The organism is uncultured Clostridium sp., from assembly GCF_934754915.1.
Lineage (GTDB): Bacteria > Bacillota > Clostridia > Clostridiales > Clostridiaceae > Clostridium.
Genome location: NZ_CAKVKB010000052.1, coordinates 1 through 21,974, shown reverse-complemented (window position 1 = coordinate 21,974; position 21,974 = coordinate 1). Strand labels below are relative to the sequence as shown.

Below are 21,974 nucleotides of genomic sequence, written 5' to 3'. Positions count from 1 at the left end.
CTGTATATCTTCGGTAACAGAAGTATTCTTTTTATCATGTTCTATATAAGTATCATAATAATTATTCATTATATTAAATGAATAATTATTAGTACAGTTGTTTTTAAACTGATTATATTCATTTACGACTGCTTTAACAACAGCTGCTGCATAAGCAGGAAGTGATTTTATATTTTCACGACTATGATGAATTTGAATAGCTATATATTTATTCACGATAAGCTGAACAACTCTTTCTTTAAGAAACCATTCTTTAATTGTAGATATTGCTCTTACAAGATGCATGACTTTTTGTTTACTTAAAGTTATTCCTGCAAAATCAATTCTATCTTTGACTAAAGCATATTCTTTTGGATTTTTCATTTTTATAAGTTCAAGCATATCATCTTCACTGTTTTTGTTATTTAATGTATTACACGTAAATGAAAATTTAAAGTTTGTAACTGTTTTTGGTGCAATATCTTTTTCACGAACTTCTGATGAAAAATCATTAAAGATTTCTTTATATTTAGAAAGCATAGTTTCTATGGTTCTTTTTGCATAATATTTACACTTTGTTTTAAGGATTTTTAGCCAGCTATTATTAAATTTTAATAGATTTATTGAAATACTATTATAATTTTTACTTGCTTTTGAATCTAAAAGCTGACATATATATATTATTATTCTCTTTTCTCTTGCTTTCATTTTAAAGAATTCATCTGTAAGAAAGAATTTTCTTATGTTTGTATAACCAGTAAAAGTTTCTCTTTCCTCATCTGTTTCTGCTTCAGCTTTTGATTTTGTCATATTTTCCATATTATTAAGAGACCAAGCGCATAAGGAATTATCATAAATTAAAATATTCATGCTTTCAAGTTTATCAATACAGTTTGAAATTGTTTTATATGCAGCAGCAGGGCAGTATCTATGAACTAAATTAATAAGATCAGATCTCTTACTGCTGTAGCTTTGAATTAAGTATTTTCCACTTTTAACTTCTGATGAAATATGAGCTAATATTATGTAAACATCAAATATTTTATATTCATTACATTCTCGTGATATTCTAGTAATATGTTCATTGCTTAATTTTGTAGCCATTCAAATTCACCTCCTTTGTTTAAAATTTTATTATGTAATTAAGATTGTAATGGAGTTTGGCTATTGAAAAATATAAAACTAATATATTTGCAATGTACTCCAAATCGGCTTAATATCTACATTCATACAATTATATGATATAGTTTATACGAAATTAATGATTATTGCAAAAGGCTGTTTTTTACCCTTGCGAACGGTGATTTTGGTAACTTGCTGACGAACTTATCACGTTTATAGGCATTTTACCCTTGCGAACGGCGATTTTGGTAATTTACTTTGAAAGTGACTCACAGACTGGATTTGAGAAGATGTTTACAATTTATGGATTCTGAAATTTTTAAAATTCATAAATTTTTTACCCTTGCGAACGGTAATCTAAGTCACGAAAGAAGAATTTTTATGAAAATAGAAGGAAAAATGAAGTTTTTTTAAAATTTTACCCTCGCGAACGGTGGGATTTGGTCACGAACTATTTTTTAAGTTCATATTATGAACTTAAAAAAGTGAAAATTTTTTTAATTTTTTTGTTTTTTTAGATAAAAGTCTATATATTTGCCATAAAATTTAATATTATTTATGATTTTTAAGAAGAGAAAGTCAAATTTTCTATTTTAAATGTGAAAATTTATAAGAAACAATAAAAAAATTACCCTTGCGAACGGTGATTTAAGTAATTTTACCCTTGCGAACGGTAATACTGGTTACGAAAAGCAAACAGAAAAAGGAATTTATATAAATTATAAGGAGATTATCGAGTATATTAAAAAATAGAAATATTGAAAGAAGGCTTATATATAAGTTAATATAAATATATGAGTAAGTTTAATATAGTGATTTTTAAATATATTACAAGTTACAAGATTAAAGTTTATCTTATATATAGTAAAATATAAAATTTTAAGTGTAAAAATGAAAATATAATTGAAATATATAGATTCTACCTATATAAACAACATAATATTAAAGAAATGGTGTAAAGATTTCATTATTAATTGTTAATTGCATATTTAATAGTAAATGTATATGAATAAAATTATTAAAAAACGATATGATATGTAATTATAATTAGGAATTTTTAATTAGAATGTATACAAATTAAACAATATAACTTATTATATAATTATTGCAGAGTGAGGTGAGTAATTGAGAATCATGGATAAAGATGATACATTATTTAAAGAAGATATGATAAAACTTTTTAAAAATACTTATGAAATGCTTGTTAAAAAAGATAAATTTATAGATTTTTATGATACTTTGGATAATGATCTTGCAAATTTAAAGGACACTGGTAAGAGAGAAGTAATATATAAAAATCTTACTAATTCGATAAAACGAACAAAAACACGATGGATTAACAAATATATAAAAGGTAGTGATAACAGCCTTCTTGAGGATCTTGAGTATGCAGAACACTTTTATAAACGTGTTAAAGAAGGGGTATATGAACCAGAAAAATTTGTTATGATTTATGGTGTCAATAATATAGATGAATATAAGCAGAAACTCTTTAATGAACTATATACATGGAGAGATAATCAAGATGCACTTTTATCAAGCTATAAATATTTAGGAACTTTTCAGAAAAGATCAGTAGCTCTTGCATTCAGAAGTGATATTTTAAAATTATATTATGATTTTCTCACTAATAATGCAAAAAGTGTAATTACAATTCCAAGTGTATTAAGTAATTTATCTATTGATACTACAAATAAAAAAGATTATTTAAAAGATGAAGAAAAAGAATTCTTAGATGAAAATTTATCACTTGAAGGTACAATTGACAGGCTTATAGTAGATAAAGAAAATCAACAGAAACTTCTTATGAAACTTGAGAAACAGGTATATTTGAGAATTGAAGAAGGAAAGGATTCTCTTGATATAATCACTCAGATAGCCCTTTTAAAGGCTATAAAACAGCTTAACAGCCTTGATACAAAAATAATATCACATTATTATACTCACTTTTATAATATAGTTGCAGACAAAAGTGTAGATAAATATATAGGAGATCTGGTTTTAGAACTTGGTTTAAGTGACAGTAAGAAAAATACTGATGCTGTAATAAACAGTCTTTTAAAGATTGGAAGTATACGTCTTGAATCTGAAAATTATGAAGGAAGAGAAATAAAAGGAACACTTTTTGAAGTTTCCATAAGTGAAAGGGATGGAAGAAAATTCGCTCAGGTATTTTTAGGAGGATTTTTGAGAACTCTTATAATTATGGATAGTTCATTTAACTTTAATAAAGATGTTTTTGATCTTTTAAGTAATGATGCACAACAGATTGCAATATGGCTTCAAAATAGAAGACTTAAAAGTGTTCTAGAAAGTGAAGATTTCAGGGATGTTATTGCAATTCAAAGATTTACAGACGCAATATTAATGTCAACAAAGAGCATATATAAAAAGAGAGATAGAATAATAAAAGCTCTTGATGAACTAAAGCAGCATAAACTTATTGTAAAGAATTATGAATATATAAAAAAGAATTATGAATTTGTTCTTTCATATATTGAACTTCCTCAAAGTGTTATCAAAAAGATTAAAAATAAGGAATTCAAGACTGGTGAACTTATCGAAGGTCAAATTCATGCAGATTATACAATAGAATAGAATAATTTTAAAATTCCTGCAGTTGCAATTTTCATATGCTTGTGCAGGAATTTTCTTTTTTAAGATTAATGTAAATAGGAAACTGTTAGTTGATATAGCTTTGGAATATGATTTATTAATCGGAATTTTAAATTATATATGCATATGCCGGGGATATATCTTTATATAAAATGGCTTTAATATGTTTTATAAGTATTTAATAGGTAGTATATGAATAAGATTTTAATTATTGAAAATTAGTTATTAAACATTGATAAAACAATCAATCACATAAAATGGTAAATAATGAAAAATATGAGGTTTCAATTGACAATTTATAGCAAGTAGATATATACTTTTTATATCCACCAGGGGGGGATATAAAAAGTATAGAAAGGAGATCATTTAATGAATGAACATCACAAACATCATCATGAAGAAAAGAAACAGGTTCTTAATAGAATGTCAAGAGCAATAGGACATATGCAGGGAATAAAAAAAATGATTGAAGAAGACAGAGACTGCAGTGAAGTTTTAATTCAGATTGCAGCTGTAAGAAGTGCAATAAATAATATTGGGAAAATTATTTTAAAGGATCATATTGATCATTGTGTTATCGATGCAGTTGAAAACAATGATAAAAAGGTTCTTGATGATTTAAATGAAGCAATAAGCAGATTTATTAAATAAGAGTAGAAAGTAGGAGATTAGCAATTATGGAAAAAAAGTTTAAGATTATTCCTATATTGTTTGCAATAAGTGCAGCATTTTTATATGCAGTGAGTTCACCTATATCTAAAATTCTTTTAGAGAAAATACCTGAGACAATTATGGCTGGGATATTGTATATAGGTGCGGGTCTTGGATTATCCATTGTCTCGGGGATAAAAAAAGCAGTTGGAAAGAGTGAAAATGAAAAATCACTTGATAAAAAGGATATGCCATATATATATGGCATGATAATTTTTAATATAGCAGCCCCCATACTTCTTATGGCAGGGTTGAAATTGAGTGAGGCATCTAGTGTATCGCTTTTAAATAATTTTGAAATTGTAGCCACTTCAATTATTGCAATGTGCATATTTCATGAGAAGATTTCCAAAAGACTATGGATTGGAATATGTTTTATAACAATATCGAGTCTGATTCTATCATTTAATGATATGAGTAGTTTTTCATTTTCTTTAGGTTCTTTATTTGTTCTGGGAGCATGTACATGTTGGGGATTTGAAAATAACTGTACAAGAATGATAAGCAGTAAGGATCCAATGGAAATTGTTCAGATAAAAGGATATTGTTCAGGAACAGGATCAATAATCATAGGACTTTTATTGGGAAATAAATTAGAATTTAATATTTATACTATATATGCTTTGCTTCTTGGATTTGTAGCTTATGGACTTAGTATAATGTTTTATATTTATGCACAGAGGTATCTTGGAGCAGCAAAGACAAGTGCATATTATGCTATGTCACCTTTTATAGGAGCAGGTCTTTCAATTATATTATTAAAGGAAATTCCTTCATTAATATTTTGGATTGCTTTAAGTGTGATGGCTGTAGGTGTATTTTTTACAACATTTGATTCTTCATCTCCTGAACATAAAATATCTCATAAGCATGATGGAGTATATTCAATAGATTTATATGCTTATGAATCAAAATTAAAAAATGTAAATCCAGCATTTAAAGTATGTCTTGCATTTATAACACTTATTATATGTATAGCAGCAGACAATATATATGTATCTATAGCAGTAGCGTTATCTATGGGATTTATTACTGTATATTTAGGCGGTTTGAAATTTCATGAATATATATCGCTTTTGAAAATACCAGGAGTATTTATGATTCTTGGAAGTATTGCAATAGCTTTAGGAGTATCGTTTAAACCTGTGGGTCAGTATAATCTGAATCTTTATTTGTTTTACATTTATACTTCAAATGACAGTATATTGAGGACATTGGAAGTTATAATGAAAGCTTTTGGGGCAGTTAGTGCTATGTATATGATGACTTTATCTACAAATACAAGTGAGATAATTTCAGTTATTAGAAAAATTCATGTGCCCAAAATAATAATAGAACTTATGAATATGATTTATAGATTTATATTTATATTAATGGATGTTCAGTGTAAAATGAAAAATTCTGCACAGTCAAGACTGGGATACATTGATTTTAAGACATCATGTTATTCTTTTGGAAATACAGCAGCAAATCTTCTTGTAGTATCCTTAAAGAAAGCAAATGCTTATTATGATGCTATGGAATCAAGATGTTATGATGGAGAAATGATTTTTCTTGAAGAGGAGAAGAAAATAAAAACATCTCATATTATATATGCATTTATATATGTTGCACTTCTTATACTAATATGGTTTATATGAACAATTTACATAAGATAGTTTTCAGAGTATATTTTCAATTTAGTATATCTATGTGCATATTAAATGAATAGAATTCAGATTATAATTAAGAAATATCTACATTTTAAAGTTTACTTTCAATTATATTCTATGCATTTATAATAGTTAATTAAGTATTTATTAAAAATCTATAAAGATAGGAGAATACAATGGAAAATAGAGAAAAAGAAGTAATACTTCAAGTAAGAAATTTATGTTATTCATACACACATGAAAAAAACACTCTTAATAATATTAATTTAGATGTTTATAAAGGTGAAAAAATTGCAGTACTTGGATCAAATGGAGCAGGAAAATCCACTTTCTTTTTAAATATAAATGGGGTATTTACACCTGAAAGTGGAGAAATAATATATAAAGGAAAGACTATTACACCAAAGGATTTAAATGAGCTTAGGAAAAATGTAGGGATAGTATTTCAGGATGCTGATAATCAGATTATTGCATCAACAGTTCTTGCAGAAGTATCATTTGGTCCAATGAATTTAAAGATACCAAAAGATGAAGTGAGAAAAAGGGTAGATGAAGCCTTAAAATACATGAATATTTATGAATTTAAGGACAGACCACCTCATTATTTGAGTGGAGGTGAAAAAAAGAGAGTGAGTATTGCTGATATAATTGCTATGAAAAGTGAAGTAATAATATTTGATGAGCCTACAGCAGCACTTGATCCATTAAATGCAGAAATGCTTGAAGAAGTTCTTGAAAAATTGAGTGCTGAAAATAAAACTATGCTTATTTCTACTCATGATGTAGATTTTGCCTATAGATGGGCAGAAAGGATAATTGTATTTTCAAATGGGAAAATTATAGGAGACAGTACTCCAATTGAAATATTTAAAAATGATGATATATTAAAAAGAGCTAATTTAAAAAGGCCGGTAATGCTTGATGTATATGAAACATTATTAAAAGCTGGGATATTTAAAGATGAAAAAAGCTATCCTAAAAATGTAAGTGAATTTAAAAGTATGTTTGAATTATGTTAAAAAGAGTATATTAATTTATCAATAATAATGTATATGAAAAGTATGTACTGAAAGATTAAAATTATATTAAAAATTTGTTTAATATATGTGAAAATATAAAAGAAATTTTGTAAAGATTTGATTTTTAATTGTATATTATCAATTGTTGATTAGAATTATTGACAAGAATTATACTTTTAAGGTAATATATATGATGTTTATAGTACATGCTATGAATATTATATACTAAATAATTTATAGAAGGTGTCTGTGATTTCTCCGCAGAATAATAGGGAAAAGGGTGAAAATCCCTTACGGTCCCGCCGCTGTGTTGGAAGAGTCATATCTTAATCATGTCACTGGTAAGTACTGGGAAGACAAGATGTGATGATGAAGCCTGAGTCAGAATACCTGCCTTTTATAACGGATTCATATAATTACGAGCGATGATTATATGGTACTTTGTCTTAATTGAGAAATAAATTAATATTTTATGGTTAATTTATATAAGTGTGTGGACAGTAATAATTTTTTATTCTATAAAAATATTAAACAGGAACATATTATTTGTTAATGAAATTAATACATAAGTTATAATAAAATTTTTTATAAAGATATAAGCAATTATATATATTAAATTTATAATACGTTTTTTAGATTAAAGTATAGATTTTATTATTATTTATAATGGAGATTTTCATAATAGTATAAGTATGAAAAATAAAATAACATATATAATTACATTAAAAATAAATATATAAACTATACTTATAATATTTATTTGAGTTATTTAAAATTGTAAATGAAATATCAATAAATATTGTTTAGTTATGGTGATATATTAATTGACAATCTGTAATTAATAATAAATTTATAAAAGTTTGTATATTTTTTATTTTATACATAGAATAATTTTTTGAGTTTACATGTTGTATGAGTATGGATTTTAATAGGAATTTATACAAATTAACCAATATTAATAATGTTCAGAGTATAAGACATGTTAGAGATGCTTTTCTAATGAGTGGGAATCATTAGATTAAAGGATCTTTTTTTATTTTGAAAGGAGAATAGAAATGAAAAATCACAAAAGACTCATGAAAACATTATTTTTACTTACGCTCATTTTTGGAATAACTCCAGCAGCAAATGCAATGCATATTATGGAAGGATATCTTCCTGCTAAGTTCTGTGTTGCTTGGGGAGTTATATGTATTCCTTTTTTACTAGGAGGATTTTTGTCAATAAAGAAGACTCTTGATAAGGATAGAAAATCAATGACTATTCTTGCAATGGCAGGAGCATTTGTATTTGTAATTTCATCATTAAAAATACCATCAGTAACAGGAAGCTGTTCTCATATGACGGGGACAGGCCTTGGGGCAATCTTATTTGGACCTCTTGCAGTAAGTGTGCTAGGGATTATAGTATTAATATTCCAGGCAATTCTTCTTGCTCATGGTGGAATAACAACTCTTGGTGCTAACACTTTTTCAATGGCTATAGCTGGACCTTTATTATCATTTGGAATTTATAAATTATGTCAAAAATTGAAGGTAAACAGAAAAGTTGGAGTATTTTTAGCAGCTTCTTTAGGTGATTTATTTACTTATTGTGTGACAAGTGTTCAGCTTGCAATGGCTTATCCATCACCAGAAGGAGGAGTTGCTGCATCTATAATTAAATTTTTAGGAATATTTGCTCCAACACAGCTTCCTCTTGCAATCATAGAAGGAATAATTACAGTTATAGTAATCATAGGACTTGAAACATATGCAAAATCTGAATTGACAGGACTAGGATTCTTAAAGGAGGAAAAGTAAAATGACTAAAAATAAGAAAACAGTTATTATATTATTAATTATTGCTGTTGCAATTGCAGTAATACCTCTTTTTGCATTAAAAGGTGCTGAATTTGGAGGTTCTGATGATGCAGGAAGTGTTATGGTTGAGGAAATACAAGGAGAAGCTTACGAACCATGGTTTACTCCTGTTATGGAAACACTCATAGATGGAGAACTTCCAGGAGAAGTTGAAAGTCTTTTATTTTGCGTACAGACTGGTATCGGAGTAGGAGTTATTGCTTTCTTTATGGGAAGATTTGTTGAAAGAAAAAAGTGGGAAAGCAAAAAGTAATTTTAACTGAATGATTTAACAACACATATAAAATATAGGGAATGGATACGACAATATTAAAAATGTATTCATTCCCTATAGCCTTATATAAATATAATGGAGAAGGTGATTGAAAATGACACTACAGCAGCTTAAATATGTTATAGAAGTTGCAGACAGAGGATCTATGAGTGAAGCTGCAAAAAAATTATTTATATCTCAGCCCAGTTTATCAAATTCAATAAAAGAGCTTGAAAAGGAAATACATATAAATATATTTATACGTTCTAACAAAGGAATAATAGTTTCTGAAGAGGGAAGAGAATTTTTAGGATATGCAAGGCAGGTATTAGAACAGAATTCATTGCTTGAACAGAGATATCTCATAAGCAGAAATGTTAAGAAAAAATTCTGCATTTCAACACAACATTATTCATTTGCAGTGAATGCATTTGTTGACCTTATAAAAGAACATGGCGGAGAAGAATATGAATTCATGCTTAGAGAAACTAAGACATATGAAATAATTGATGATGTGAAAAATTTAAGAAGTGAAATTGGTATAATATATATAAATGATTTTAATGAAAAAGTAATGAACAAATTGATAAAAGAAAATGATTTGAAATTTGAACTGCTTTTTGAAGCTGATCCTCATGTTTTTGTAAGTTCAGGAAATCCTGTAGCAAAAAAAGAAAAAGTGTCATTAGAAGATCTTGAAGAATATCCTTATTTATCGTTTGAACAAGGAAATTATAATTCATTTTATTTTTCAGAAGAGATATTGAGTACAATTGAGCACAAGAAAAGTATAAAAGTAAGTGATAGAGCTACATTATTTAATTTATTGATAGGACTTAATGGATATACAATATGTTCTGGAATAATAAGTGAGGAGCTTAATGGAAAGGATATTGTAGCTGTAAAACTTGATGTAGAAAGCAAGATAAGAATTGGATTTATAACAAAGAAAAATGTGGTTTACAGCCGTCTTGGTGAAATTTATATTGAGGCATTGAAAAGATATATATAATTAAGGTGTTATATAGTCTGCTATAGTTTTTTTCTATGGCAGGCTATATTTTTTTTGTAATTTACCTATGTTTAAGCCTGCTTTATAATCTCATACATAGAATAAATTTTATTAACTGTGTATTACTAATCATAATAAGCAATAAGAATAAATTATATAAGCAAAAATAAAAATAGGGGGATTAGAAATGAAAACTTCAATTATAGGTTATCCAAGAGTTGGAAAATTGAGAGAATTAAAATTTTGGACAGAAAAATATTTTAAGAAAGAATTATCTTTAGAAGAATTGTTGAGTAATTCTAAGGAATTAAGAAAGGAACAATGGCTTATTGAAAAAGAAGCAGGAATAGATTATATTCCTTCAAATGACTTTTCTTTTTATGATGGGCTTCTTGATACAGCTGTTTTATTAAATGCAGTTCCAGATGAATATAAAAACCTTGAATTAAATGAACTTGATACGTATTTTGCAATGGCAAGAGGTTATCAAGGGGAAAAAGGTGATGTAAAAGCACTTGCAATGAAAAAGTGGTTTAATACAAATTATCACTACATAGTACCAGAAATATATGATAACACTGAAATAAAATTAGCGGGCAAAAAACCTTTTGAACAATATAAAGAAGCATTAGCACATGGTATAAAGACAAAACCAGTAATAGTAGGTCCATTTACATTTTTAAAGCTTGCAAAATATAAAGGAAAGAAAACTGCAGAAGATTTTACAGATGCTATAAAGGCAGCTTATAAAGATATTTTTAAAGAATTTAATAATGTGGGAGCTGAATATATTCAAATTGATGAACCTATTCTTGTAACAGATTTATCTAAAAAGGATATTGAGTTATTTGTATCAATATATGAAGATGTACTTAAAAACAAGAACGGTTTAAAAGTTATACTTCAAACTTACTTTGGAGATGTAAGGGACTGCTATAAAGAAATAGTAAATCTTAATTTTGATGCAGTAGGTCTTGATTTTATCGAAGGAAAAAAGACATTGGAACTTCTAAAGAAATTTGGATTTCCAAAGGAAAAAGTATTATTTGCTGGTGTTGTAAATGGAAAAAATATATGGAAATGTCATTACAAAAAAGTATTTAAGCTTATAAATGATATAAAAGCTTATGCAGAAAATATCGTAATCAATACTTCATGTTCTCTTTTACATGTTCCATATACATTAGAAAATGAAACAAAACTAGATAAAGATGTAATAAAATATTTTGCTTTTGCAAAGGAAAAATTAAAGGAATTAAACGAAATTGGAAACCTTTGTGAATCTAAGGATTTAGAAAAGGAAAAAGCATATATTGAAAATGTGGAATTGTTTGAAGCTGAAAGATGCTTTGAAAATAAGGAAGTACAAAATGCTGTGGCAGAACTTAAAGATTCTGATTTTGTAAGAGAAATGGCAAGATGTGATAGACAAAAACTACAAAGAGAAAAATTAAATATTCCAATTCTTCCAACAACAACAATAGGTTCTTTCCCACAGACTGCAGAAGTAAAACACAATCGTGCTTTATATAGAAAAGGCGAAAGAACTAAAGAAGAATATGATGAAAATATAAGAAAATTTATTAAAGACTGTATCGAATTACAAGAACAGATAGGAATAGATGTACTTGTTCATGGTGAATTTGAAAGAAATGATATGGTTGAATTCTTTGGTGAAAATCTTAATGGATATGTATTTACAGAAAAAGCATGGGTTCAGTCTTATGGAACAAGATGTGTAAAACCACCTATAATATTTGGTGATATAAAGAGAGAAAAGCCTATTACAGTGGAAGTTTCAGAATATGCAAACAGTCTTACAGATAAGCCTGTAAAAGGAATGCTTACTGGACCTGTAACAATTTTAAACTGGTCATTTCCAAGAGAAGATATATCACTTAAGGATATGGCGTTCCAGATAGGTCTTGCTATAAGAGATGAAGTTCTTGATTTAGAAAAGGCTGGAATAAAGATAATACAAATTGATGAAGCTGCATTAAAAGAAAAACTTCCAATAAGAAGGGAAGAATGGTATAGCGAATATTTAGACTGGGCAATAAAGGCATTTAGATTATGTCATAGTAAAGTTAAACCAGAAACTCAAATTCATACACATATGTGTTATAGTGAATTTGAAGAAATAGTTAAGGATATAGATAATATGGATGCTGATGTTATTTCATTTGAAGCATCAAGATCAAAGCTTACAATAATAGATCCACTTAAAGAAAATAACTTTGAAACTGAACCAGGTCCAGGTGTTTATGATATTCATTCACCAAGAGTTCCAAGTGTAGACGAAATTGTTGAAGTTATTAATGGAATGCTTAAAAAGATATCTAAAGAAAAACTTTGGATAAATCCAGACTGTGGACTTAAAACAAGAGGAATTAAGGAAACAGAAGCAAGTTTGAGAAACATGGTTGAAGGTACAAAAATAGTAAGAAAATCTTTATAGAATTTAAAGCTTAAAACTGCTGAATTTAAGAAATTCTGAGAAATTTTAAATCAGAATTTCTTCAGCAGTTTTTTATATATACATAAGTTGAAAATCATGCTGTTCATTAAAGTTGTATATTTAAAAGATAAATAAGTCCTATTAAAATGTATATGTTTAATGAGGAGTAATAGTTATTTTTATTAAATATTAAGATGGAATTATATTATAGGTTTATCAGATATGAATGATAAATTTAAAATTTTAATTGAAAATGTTAATGTTTACAAAAAAATTCTGGCAATATATAATATTAGTGAAAAAGAATTATTTTTTAACGAAAGAGGGCAGTATAAATTATGATAAGAATATTAATATGCTGTTTAGGTGGATTTTCATCAAGCGCAATGGTAAAGAAAATTAAAGACGAAATTATAAGAGATAATCTTAAAGATAAATTAAGTGTAGAATTTTATCCTTTTTCAAATGCATATAAGATAATAGAAAATTTTGATATTGTAATGGTGTGTCCGCATACAAGATATGACGTACAAATTTTTTTAAAAAAACATGATGATATTAATATTCCAATTTATGTTTTACCTCCTAGAATGTATGGTCAAATGAATGCGAAAGAATTATATATAGATGCAGAAGATATAATTGACGGATATAAAAAAGACAGAATGAATCCATGGCATTTTCAAGATGAAGAGGATATTATGATGGTAACAAGGAATTGCAGCCATAGAAATTCTTTAAAATGACAAGATTAATAACTTAAAAAGAATTTATAATATATATTCTAATTAACAATGTACAATTGACAATGAAGGGTGAAATCTCAGCAGAGATTTCTTTAATTATTATGAATATTTATTATTAGAACATATATATAAAATAATGAACTATCTCATAAAAAACAGATTTTATAATGAATTAATAGTTAAAAATTCTTGCTGTTAATCACAAAAATAAACCTTGTTATGTGATAGTTCATTTTATTTTTTTAGAGAATAATATTAAAAATATATACAGTTATATTACCTAGTAAGAATCCAATAATAGCACCACCAATAACATCAGAAACATAGTGGACTTTCAAATAGATTCGTGATAGAGCTATAAGAGTAGCTATTATAACAATTAAAATACTGATTTCACTATTTATAGCAAAGAAGACAGCAGAAGCAGCGAATGAAGAAGCTGTATGTCCTGATGGAAATGAGTATGTACTAGGTGTGCCGATTATAAGCTTGTCACACATATTTAATTTAACAAAAGGTCTTTTTCTTTTAACTATATGTTTTATTAAACCTTCACCCATTATTGTTGTGACTAAAAGCGAACTTATAAGCATGAATCCTGTTTTTCGTGATTCATTTCTCAGGATAAATATTATAGAAATTCCTATCCATAACAGACCGAAATTACCTAAATAAGTGAAAAACTTCATTAATTTATCAAGGATTTTATTTTGATAATGTGAGTTAATATATTTAGCTATTTTTATATCGTATTTTTCAATAAATTTACGCATACTTTCTCCATAAATTATTAGTATTTTATTTAAAACATTATATTTATCTCTCTTTTTATATTATATTACAAAGATGAATTATATGTACACATAATTCAATAATAAAATCAAACGATAAATTGATAAATATGTTTTAATAATATAATTTAATAACTATAATATTAAAGAAAACGTTGCAAAAATTTTATTATTTATTTTATGAATTTTAATTATACATTGCCAATTGCAACAGATAATAATATTTTTAAATATATAAATAGAAATTTATTTTGATATAGAATAAATAAAGTGTTATATATTAAATTAATTAATTGTAATATATTAGGATATAAATAAAAAATATGCACAAAGAGTGCAGCATATCGTTATTTTATAGAATTCTATTATAAGTTAATAAGGAACAAAATTTTATAATTCAAAATGAAAGGAAAAAATATGACTGATAAAGAATTAACATTAAAAGATGTAGAACAAATTTTAAACAGACAAAAATTATATTTTAATACTCAAAAAACGAAAGACATAAGTTTTAGAATACAGCAACTTAAAAAACTTAAAAATGGAGTAAAGAAATACGAAAAGGATATATTAAAAGCATTATATAAAGATCTCAAAAAACATGAGAATGAATCATATATGTCTGAAGTGGGATTTATTTATAACAGTATTAATCATATGATAAAGAATTTAAAAAAATGGGCTAGACCAAAGAAAAAGCTTACACCAATATATCTTATGCCGGCAAAAAGTTTTATTGAAAATGAACCATATGGAAGTGTGCTTATAATAGGACCTTATAATTATCCGTTCCAATTGATAATAGAACCATTAGCAGGTGCTATTAGTGCTGGAAATACAGTTGTTTTAAAGCCATCTGAAATGACTCCTAATGTGTCTTTTATTATCAAAAAAATTATTAATGAGTTATTTGAAGAAGATTATATTGCATGTGTAGAAGGAGGAATTAATACAAATACAGCTTTGATAAACAGCAGATTTGATTATATCTTTTTTACAGGAAGTGCATCTGTAGGAAAAATAATTATGAAAGCAGCAGCACAGAATTTAATTCCAGTGACTCTTGAGCTTGGAGGAAAGAGTCCTGTTATAGTAGATGAAACTGCTGATATAAAGGAAGCTGCAAAAAGAATAATATGGGGAAAGACAATGAATGCAGGACAGACATGTGTAGCACCTGATTATGTTGTTGTTCATGAAAGTGTAAAAGATGAACTTATAGATAATATGAAAAGCGCAATTGAACAATTTTTTGGAAAAGATATAGAAGAAAGCAGATCATTTGGGCGAATTATAAATGATAAACATTTTAATAGAATAAAAACTATTCTTGAAGAGGATAAGGATAAAATTATATTTGGAGGTAAATGTAATAAAGAAGATAGATATATTGAACCTACACTTATAGAAACACATTCTTTTAAATGTGCTTCTATGAAAGAAGAAATATTTGGACCAATACTTCCAATTATATCTTATAATAATCTTGATGATATAATAGAAAAGATTAAAACTCTTCCTATGCCTTTAGCATTATATATTTTTACAACTAATAAAAAATCAGAAATGAAAATTATGAATATGATAAGGTCAGGAAATGTATGTATAAATGATACAATATCACATTTAGCAAATCCTTATATTCCTTTTGGGGGAGTTGGAGATTCAGGAATGGGAGCATATCATGGAGAAGATAGCTTTAGGACATTTTCTCATAGAAAAGGAATTTTAAAAAAGCCTGCTAAATTAGGAATTCCATTATTATATCCACCTTTTACAGAAAAACAACTGAAGATAATAAAAAAGTTTTTAAAATAGATAGATGAAGGAAATTCAAATGTGAACTAAGTTCACATTTGAATTTTTTGCTTTGAATTTATATCATATAAATAAGAATTAACGGATTTTTTTTAAATATTGAGGCTGTTTTTGAATGAATCACATATATAACTTGCATATATTTAATTCATTTAAAAGTGGATTTAAACTTGGAAGCAATATTTATAATAAAGTTAATGATAAATTATTAATATAGAAAGTATATTAATGATAAAGAAATTTTCAAAAATATATATTTATGCTAATTTATATGGTAAAATAATAAATTAGTAGCAAATCAATAAAGTACTGTATTTTGATTATTATTTTACTAAGATGAAGGAAGATGAAAAGTGCAAAAAAAAGATTATACTATTGATATGTGTAATGGACCTCTATTGAAAAAAATGCTTATATTTACAGTTCCACTGATGTTTTCAAGTGTATTACAGTTATTATTCAATGCAGCTGATATAGTTGTTGTAGGCCATTTTGCAGGAGATAATTCTCTTGCTGCTGTTGGGTCTAATTCAGCGCTTATAGGACTTATGACTAATTTATTTGTTGGGCTTTCTATAGGAAGTAATGTTATTACAGCAAGATATTATGGAGCAAAGGATAACAAAAAATTGTTTAAGACTGTTCATACATCAATTATGCTCAGTTTTGCAAGCGGAATACTTTTAACCATAATAGGTATAATTGGAGCAAGAAAAATTTTAATATGGATGCAGACACCAGATGAAGTTCTTGAACTGGCTGTTATATATTTAAGAATATACTTTCTTGGAATGACAGGAATGATGATATATAACTTTGGAAGTGCAATTTTAAGAGCAGTTGGAGATACAAAAAGACCTTTATATTATCTTTTTCTGGCAGGAATAATAAACATAGTATTAAATCTAGTTCTTGTAATAATTTTTAATTTGGATGTTGCAGGAGTTGCTATTGCTACAGTTATTTCACAATGTATATCAGCATATCTTATTATAAGGTGTTTAAGACATGAAGATGGTGGAATACATCTTAATATTCATAAGGTAAAAATAGATAAAGAAGTGTTTAAAGAAATTTTGCAGATTGGTCTTCCAGCAGGTTTTCAAGGAATATTGTTTTCTCTTTCGAATGTAATAATACAGTCATCAATAAATTCTTTTGGAGCTACGGTTATGGCTGGAAATTCAGCAGCAGCAAATGTTGAACAATTCGTATATTTTGCAATGAATGCATTTTATCAGTGTGCAATATCATTTACCAGTCAGAATGTGGGAGCTGAAAAATATGATAGAATAAATAAAATACTTTTGAGAAGTCAGATGTGTGTAATATTCGTGGGACTTGTTTTTGGAAATTTGGTATTATATTTCGGACAAGCTCTTCTCCATGTGTATACGTCAAGTGAAGATGTAATACAGGCAGGAATCACAAGGCTTGGGATTGTATCTAGAACTTATGCTTTATGTGGAATAATGGATGTTATGGTTGGAATGTTGAGAGGAATAGGATATTCTATACTTCCTATGATTGTATCGCTTATAGGTGCATGCGGATTGAGACTTGTATGGCTTGCAACAATATTCCAGGTAGAAAGATTTCATACAGTACAAGTGGTATACCTATCATATCCAATTACATGGATAATAACTATAATAGCACATGTAATATGTTTTATATGGGCTATGAGCAAGTTGAACAAGAGTATAATAAAAAAAAATGAAATTGAATTAACTGCTTGATAATATATAGAAAATATCTAAAAATTATTAAAATGAATATAATGCAGATTTTTATGACTATGAGTTTTTATAATGAGAAATTCATAGTCATTTTTGTATTGAATAACTAAAAAGATTTAATCAGTGAAGGAAATGGTATAATAATTTATAAGGGAAGAAGAAAGTGAAGGAGGAAATAGAGTTGGAAAGAAAAGATAGAAAATATATAGAATCAGAACAAAATGAAATGGACATGATTGGGAAAAATAGAGATGTTGTAAAGAAGCTCATAGAAAAGAAAATTACAATTACAACAATGGAAAGTTGTACAGGAGGTTTTTTAATAAGCAGCATCACTGATATTGAAGGATCATCCAATATAACGGAAGGAGGATTTGTAACTTATTCAAATAAACAAAAGGTTGCTGAAGGAGTTCCGGAAGATATTATCAAAACATATGGTGTATATTCAAAAGAAACAGCATCAAAAATGGCTGAAGCATGCAGAGAAAAAATGAAATGTGATATTGGAATAGGAATAACAGGAACTCTCAGCAATATTGATACAAATAATAAAGACAGCATACAGGGAGAAGTGTATTTTTGTATAGACTTTATGGGAAAAATGAAAGTTGACAGAAAAATTAGAGTACCAATTGAATCAAGACATGAGCAGAAAAAATTTATAGTTCATAACGTATTAGAAGAATTATCAAAAATAATTTAATATTATAGAAATTAATAAAAAATATGTCTATAATAAAATCAAAGGCAAAGAAGCTAAAATTCAGTTTCTCTGTCTTTTTTATAATTTTATATAAAACAGAAAGAAGGGTTCAGCTATGGATAAGTTAGCTCCAAAACCTGTAATAGGGATAGTGCCTTTAGTTGATGAAGAAAAGGAAAGTTTATGGATGCTTCCAGGATATATGGAAGGAATATTACAAGCAGGCGGAATACCTGTAATGCTCCCATTGAGTGATGATAAAGAAATTTTAAGACAACTAGCTGGTACATATGATGGTTTTCTTTTTACTGGAGGTCAGGATATATCACCAGAGATGTATGGTGAAAAAAAATTATCAGTTTGCGGAAAATGTTGTGATGAAAGAGATAAAATGGAGAGTGTGTTATTTCCAATTATCTATGAAATGGATAAGCCCCTTTTAGGAATCTGCAGGGGGATACAAGTAATTAATACTTTGCTTAAAGGCACATTATATCAAGATATTATAACTCAAAATCCTTCAGATATAGAACATCATCAATTGCCTCCTTATAATATTCCAGTTCATGATGTAAAGATAGTTAAAAACACTCCTTTATATAGGTTACTTAGAAAAGATGTGATTAAAGTAAACAGTTATCATCATCAGGCAATTAATATACTTTCTTCAAATTTGAAATCAATGGCTTATTCAACTGATGGATTAGTTGAAGCGGTATATGCACCAGAGAAGAAATTTATTTGGGCAATTCAGTGGCATCCTGAATTTCTCTTTAAAAAAGACGTAAATAGTAGAGAGCTATTTAGAAATTTTATTGAGTCATGTAAATAAAAAATTATTATAATAGTTTCTTAAAAACATTTAATAATAAGATTAAATTTTCTGTAATGAGGTTTTTTATGATACGCGTAATTTCATAGAAGACCTTATTTTTATTAAAAAAATACTTTTGTATACAGTTAATATAAAATTTATTTTTGAAAAAATTTGAAAAAAATCTTTACATTGGAATGAAAAAGGAATATGATATAAATATCAAATAGATAATATCAAATTGATATTAAGTATGAAATGTGAAGGGAGAAAATATTATGTTCAATTTTAGATTTATTAAATTTTTACCAAGTGAATATGTTATAAGATACAAAAAAGGGAAAATAGTTCAAGAGGGAGCTGGAATTTCATTTTTATATTTTGTTCCAAACACATCAGTTGTTGTTGTACCAATGTCAAGTTCAGATGTTCCATTTATGTTTGAACAAATTACAAATGATTATCAGACAGTAAGTGTACAGGGGCAGATAACATATAGAATAACAGATTATAAGAAAATAGCAGGAATTTTGAATTATACAATAGATATAAAGAAAAAGCAGTATATTACTGATGATAATAGGAAAATATCTCAAAGGCTTATAAATATTACAAAAGTCTTAGCTAAAAAACATATTGAAAACATGTCTATAGGAAATGCTATAAAATCAAGTGAAAGCCTTGCTGCAAAAATAAATGAGGAACTTCAAAACAGTAGTGAAATAAGAAACCTTGGAATAGAAATTATGGGATTATCAATACTTGGAGTAACTCCCAATAAGGAAACATCAAGAGCATTGGAAGCAGAAGCAAGAGAGCAGATTCTAAATAAAGCAGATGATGCAGTTTACGAAAGAAGAAATTCATCAATAAATCAGGAACGTATTATAAAAGAAAATGAATTAAATACAGAAATTGCAGTTGAAGAAAAGAAAAAACAGATACAGGATACTCAGCTTGAATCAAAGAGACTTACAATGCAAAAAGAAAATGAAATAAAAGCAGAACAGCTTGAAGCTGAAATCCAGCTTGAAGAAAAAAGAAAACAACTTATTGAAATTTCAGTTGAAAATGCAAAAGCTCAAGCTGATTCAAAAGCATATGAACTTGCAGCAATCATGAAAGTATTTGAAGGGGTTGATCCAGGTGTACTTCAAGCACTTGCAACTGCAGGAATGAATGCTGATAAAATAATTGCACTTGCATTTCAAGAACTTGCAGATAATGCTGGAAAAATTGGACAACTTAATATCACACCTGATCTTTTACAGGGCATTATAAATAAATAAGAATGTAAGTATTACAAATTTTAAGAAATATATAGAAGAAGGAAGTATAAAAATAATTAAAAAATAAAGAGCCGATAAAGGAGAATTGAAATGGAAAAGTGTAATAGAAAAATTATAATTGTAACAAGAAAAACAAGACTTGAAAATCTTATAGTAAGGTATAATACAATTGAGCAGGCACAATTTGTAATTGAGCATTCAGGAGATGATTTTTCATATTATTTGAATGAAGATGCAATATATAAAAAAGCAGTAAATGAAGCCATTTCAATTCTTGAATCTATAGGAAGAGTGCAGATTCTTGATAGGGAGTATATTTCAAATTTTATATTTGGAAGAGATGATATAGTTATAGCAATAGGACAGGACGGACTTGTTGCAAATACTCTTAAATATCTTGATAATCAACCTCTCATTGGTGTAAATCCTGATCCTAGTAGTTATGATGGAGTGCTTCTTCCTTTTAAAGTGGAAGATCTTAAAGCTATTATAAATGATGTATTAAATAATAAAATAAATACAAAAGAAATTACAATGGCACAAGTTTCATTAAATGATGGTCAAAGTCTTGTTGCAGTAAATGATTTATTTATAGGCCAGAAGACACATGTATCTGCAAGATATGTTCTGGAATACGGATCAAATAAAGAACAGCAATCATCTAGCGGAATAATAATTTCTACAGGACTTGGATCAACAGGGTGGTTTAAAAGTATACTTCAAGGAGCATCAAAAATAGCTGGGGCATATTCAGGAAGAAATATGGATTTCAGTCAGTCTGGTCAATTTAAATGGAATTCAGATTTTTTGTACTACACTGTAAGAGAACCATATCCAAGCAACAGTACTAAAGCAGATATGGTATTTGGAAAAATAAATAAAAACAGTTCTTTTAAAATAAGGTCCATGATGCCTGAAAATGGAGTTATTTTTAGTGACGGAATTGAAAGTGATTATCTTGAATTTAATTCTGGAAGTGAAGCTTCTGTATATGTTTCAGATAATAAAGGCATTCTTGTTGTTTAATGAAATTATATGTAGAAGAAATTTTTCATGCTGAGATTATTGTTATAATATTTGGATAATTTTAGATTGAAATTAATAAAGAAGTATAATGGAAATGATAAAATATTTGGAATATCTAATTTGGATAATGTCGTTGTGGTAAAATAAAGATATAATGCAATTTAATGTATATAGGAGGGTGAGTAATGAGAAAACTTGGATTAATTGGAGGCATGGGACCAGAATCGACTATTCCTTATTATCATGATATTGTATATGGGGTTCAGAATAAAACAAAAGATGGAGGGCTTTTAACAGTTAAAAATAATCTATACAAATCTATAAAAATATATTTGTATTTATGATATAATCTTATTGAGGT

General features: G+C 27.3%; 18 protein-coding genes, 1 pseudogene and 1 riboswitch. Of the genes and pseudogenes, 17 read left to right on the top strand and 2 right to left on the bottom strand.

Going from position 1 to position 21,974, the window contains the following annotated elements:
• Positions 1–1,083 (bottom strand): hypothetical protein (locus tag Q0F58_RS09725; RefSeq protein ID WP_294375666.1); only part of this gene is annotated, 1,083 nt, incomplete at its 3' end.
• A gap of 1,152 nt (positions 1,084–2,235) precedes the next feature.
• Between Q0F58_RS09725 and Q0F58_RS09720 the strand changes: the two genes are divergently transcribed.
• The 10 genes and pseudogenes from Q0F58_RS09720 (at position 2,236) to Q0F58_RS09675 (ending at position 13,430) form a co-directional block, all read left to right on the top strand.
• Positions 2,236–3,699: a hypothetical protein gene (locus tag Q0F58_RS09720; RefSeq protein ID WP_294375663.1), complete on the top strand. Its 1,464-nt coding sequence runs from the start codon at positions 2,236–2,238 to the stop codon at positions 3,697–3,699.
• Between the two features lie 387 nt (positions 3,700–4,086).
• Positions 4,087–4,368 (top strand): metal-sensing transcriptional repressor, encoded by a 282-nt coding sequence (locus Q0F58_RS09715; RefSeq protein ID WP_294375660.1) that lies wholly within the window; start codon positions 4,087–4,089, stop codon positions 4,366–4,368.
• Between the two features lie 26 nt (positions 4,369–4,394).
• A pseudogene (locus tag Q0F58_RS09710) lies at positions 4,395–4,820 on the top strand (EamA family transporter); the annotation flags it as partial.
• Positions 4,821–4,841: 21 nt separating this feature from the next.
• Positions 4,842–6,068, top strand: coding sequence for a cobalt ECF transporter T component CbiQ (gene cbiQ, locus Q0F58_RS09705; protein WP_294375674.1), 1,227 nt, complete (start codon positions 4,842–4,844; stop codon positions 6,066–6,068).
• Between the two features lie 188 nt (positions 6,069–6,256).
• Complete coding sequence (locus Q0F58_RS09700; RefSeq protein ID WP_294375658.1) at positions 6,257–7,099, top strand: energy-coupling factor ABC transporter ATP-binding protein; 843 nt, start codon at positions 6,257–6,259, stop codon at positions 7,097–7,099.
• 224 nt (positions 7,100–7,323) lie between these two features.
• A riboswitch (cobalamin riboswitch) is annotated at positions 7,324–7,512 on the top strand.
• A gap of 642 nt (positions 7,513–8,154) precedes the next feature.
• Entirely contained in the window at positions 8,155–8,901 is a 747-nt protein-coding gene (locus Q0F58_RS09695) for an energy-coupling factor ABC transporter permease (protein WP_294375656.1), read from the top strand.
• Position 8,902: 1 nt separating this feature from the next.
• Positions 8,903–9,214, top strand: a complete 312-nt coding sequence (locus Q0F58_RS09690) for an energy-coupling factor ABC transporter substrate-binding protein (protein ID WP_294375654.1) — start codon at positions 8,903–8,905, stop codon at positions 9,212–9,214.
• A 115-nt stretch (positions 9,215–9,329) separates the two neighbouring features.
• Positions 9,330–10,226, top strand: coding sequence for a LysR family transcriptional regulator (locus Q0F58_RS09685; RefSeq protein ID WP_294375671.1), 897 nt, complete (start codon positions 9,330–9,332; stop codon positions 10,224–10,226).
• A gap of 187 nt (positions 10,227–10,413) precedes the next feature.
• Positions 10,414–12,684: a 5-methyltetrahydropteroyltriglutamate--homocysteine S-methyltransferase gene (gene metE / locus Q0F58_RS09680; protein WP_294375651.1), complete on the top strand. Its 2,271-nt coding sequence runs from the start codon at positions 10,414–10,416 to the stop codon at positions 12,682–12,684.
• 338 nt (positions 12,685–13,022) lie between these two features.
• On the top strand, positions 13,023–13,430 hold the full coding sequence (locus tag Q0F58_RS09675; protein WP_294375648.1) for a PTS sugar transporter subunit IIB: 408 nt from the start codon (positions 13,023–13,025) through the stop codon (positions 13,428–13,430).
• A gap of 242 nt (positions 13,431–13,672) precedes the next feature.
• Here Q0F58_RS09675 and Q0F58_RS09670 read toward each other — a convergent pair whose 3' ends face one another.
• A complete protein-coding gene (locus tag Q0F58_RS09670; protein WP_294375645.1) occupies positions 13,673–14,203 on the bottom strand; it encodes a phosphatase PAP2 family protein in 531 nt (176 codons plus the stop codon).
• A 435-nt stretch (positions 14,204–14,638) separates the two neighbouring features.
• On the opposite strand from Q0F58_RS09670, the gene Q0F58_RS09665 reads away from it, so the two are divergent.
• The 7 genes from Q0F58_RS09665 (at position 14,639) to Q0F58_RS09635 (ending at position 21,957) form a co-directional block, all read left to right on the top strand.
• Positions 14,639–16,039, top strand: a complete 1,401-nt coding sequence (locus Q0F58_RS09665; protein WP_294375643.1) for an aldehyde dehydrogenase — start codon at positions 14,639–14,641, stop codon at positions 16,037–16,039.
• 353 nt (positions 16,040–16,392) lie between these two features.
• Positions 16,393–17,778, top strand: coding sequence for an MATE family efflux transporter (locus tag Q0F58_RS09660; RefSeq protein WP_294375641.1), 1,386 nt, complete (start codon positions 16,393–16,395; stop codon positions 17,776–17,778).
• A gap of 181 nt (positions 17,779–17,959) precedes the next feature.
• On the top strand, positions 17,960–18,484 hold the full coding sequence (locus Q0F58_RS09655) for a CinA family protein (protein WP_294375639.1): 525 nt from the start codon (positions 17,960–17,962) through the stop codon (positions 18,482–18,484).
• 115 nt (positions 18,485–18,599) lie between these two features.
• Positions 18,600–19,316 carry a gamma-glutamyl-gamma-aminobutyrate hydrolase family protein gene (locus tag Q0F58_RS09650; RefSeq protein ID WP_294375637.1) on the top strand — a complete coding sequence of 239 codons (717 nt, stop codon included), beginning with the start codon at positions 18,600–18,602 and terminating at the stop codon, positions 19,314–19,316.
• Between the two features lie 260 nt (positions 19,317–19,576).
• Positions 19,577–20,587, top strand: coding sequence for an SPFH domain-containing protein (locus Q0F58_RS09645; protein WP_294375636.1), 1,011 nt, complete (start codon positions 19,577–19,579; stop codon positions 20,585–20,587).
• A 90-nt stretch (positions 20,588–20,677) separates the two neighbouring features.
• Complete coding sequence (locus tag Q0F58_RS09640; protein ID WP_294375633.1) at positions 20,678–21,613, top strand: sugar kinase; 936 nt, start codon at positions 20,678–20,680, stop codon at positions 21,611–21,613.
• Between the two features lie 185 nt (positions 21,614–21,798).
• Entirely contained in the window at positions 21,799–21,957 is a 159-nt protein-coding gene (locus Q0F58_RS09635) for a hypothetical protein (protein ID WP_294375632.1), read from the top strand.
• Positions 21,958–21,974 lie beyond the last annotated feature (17 nt).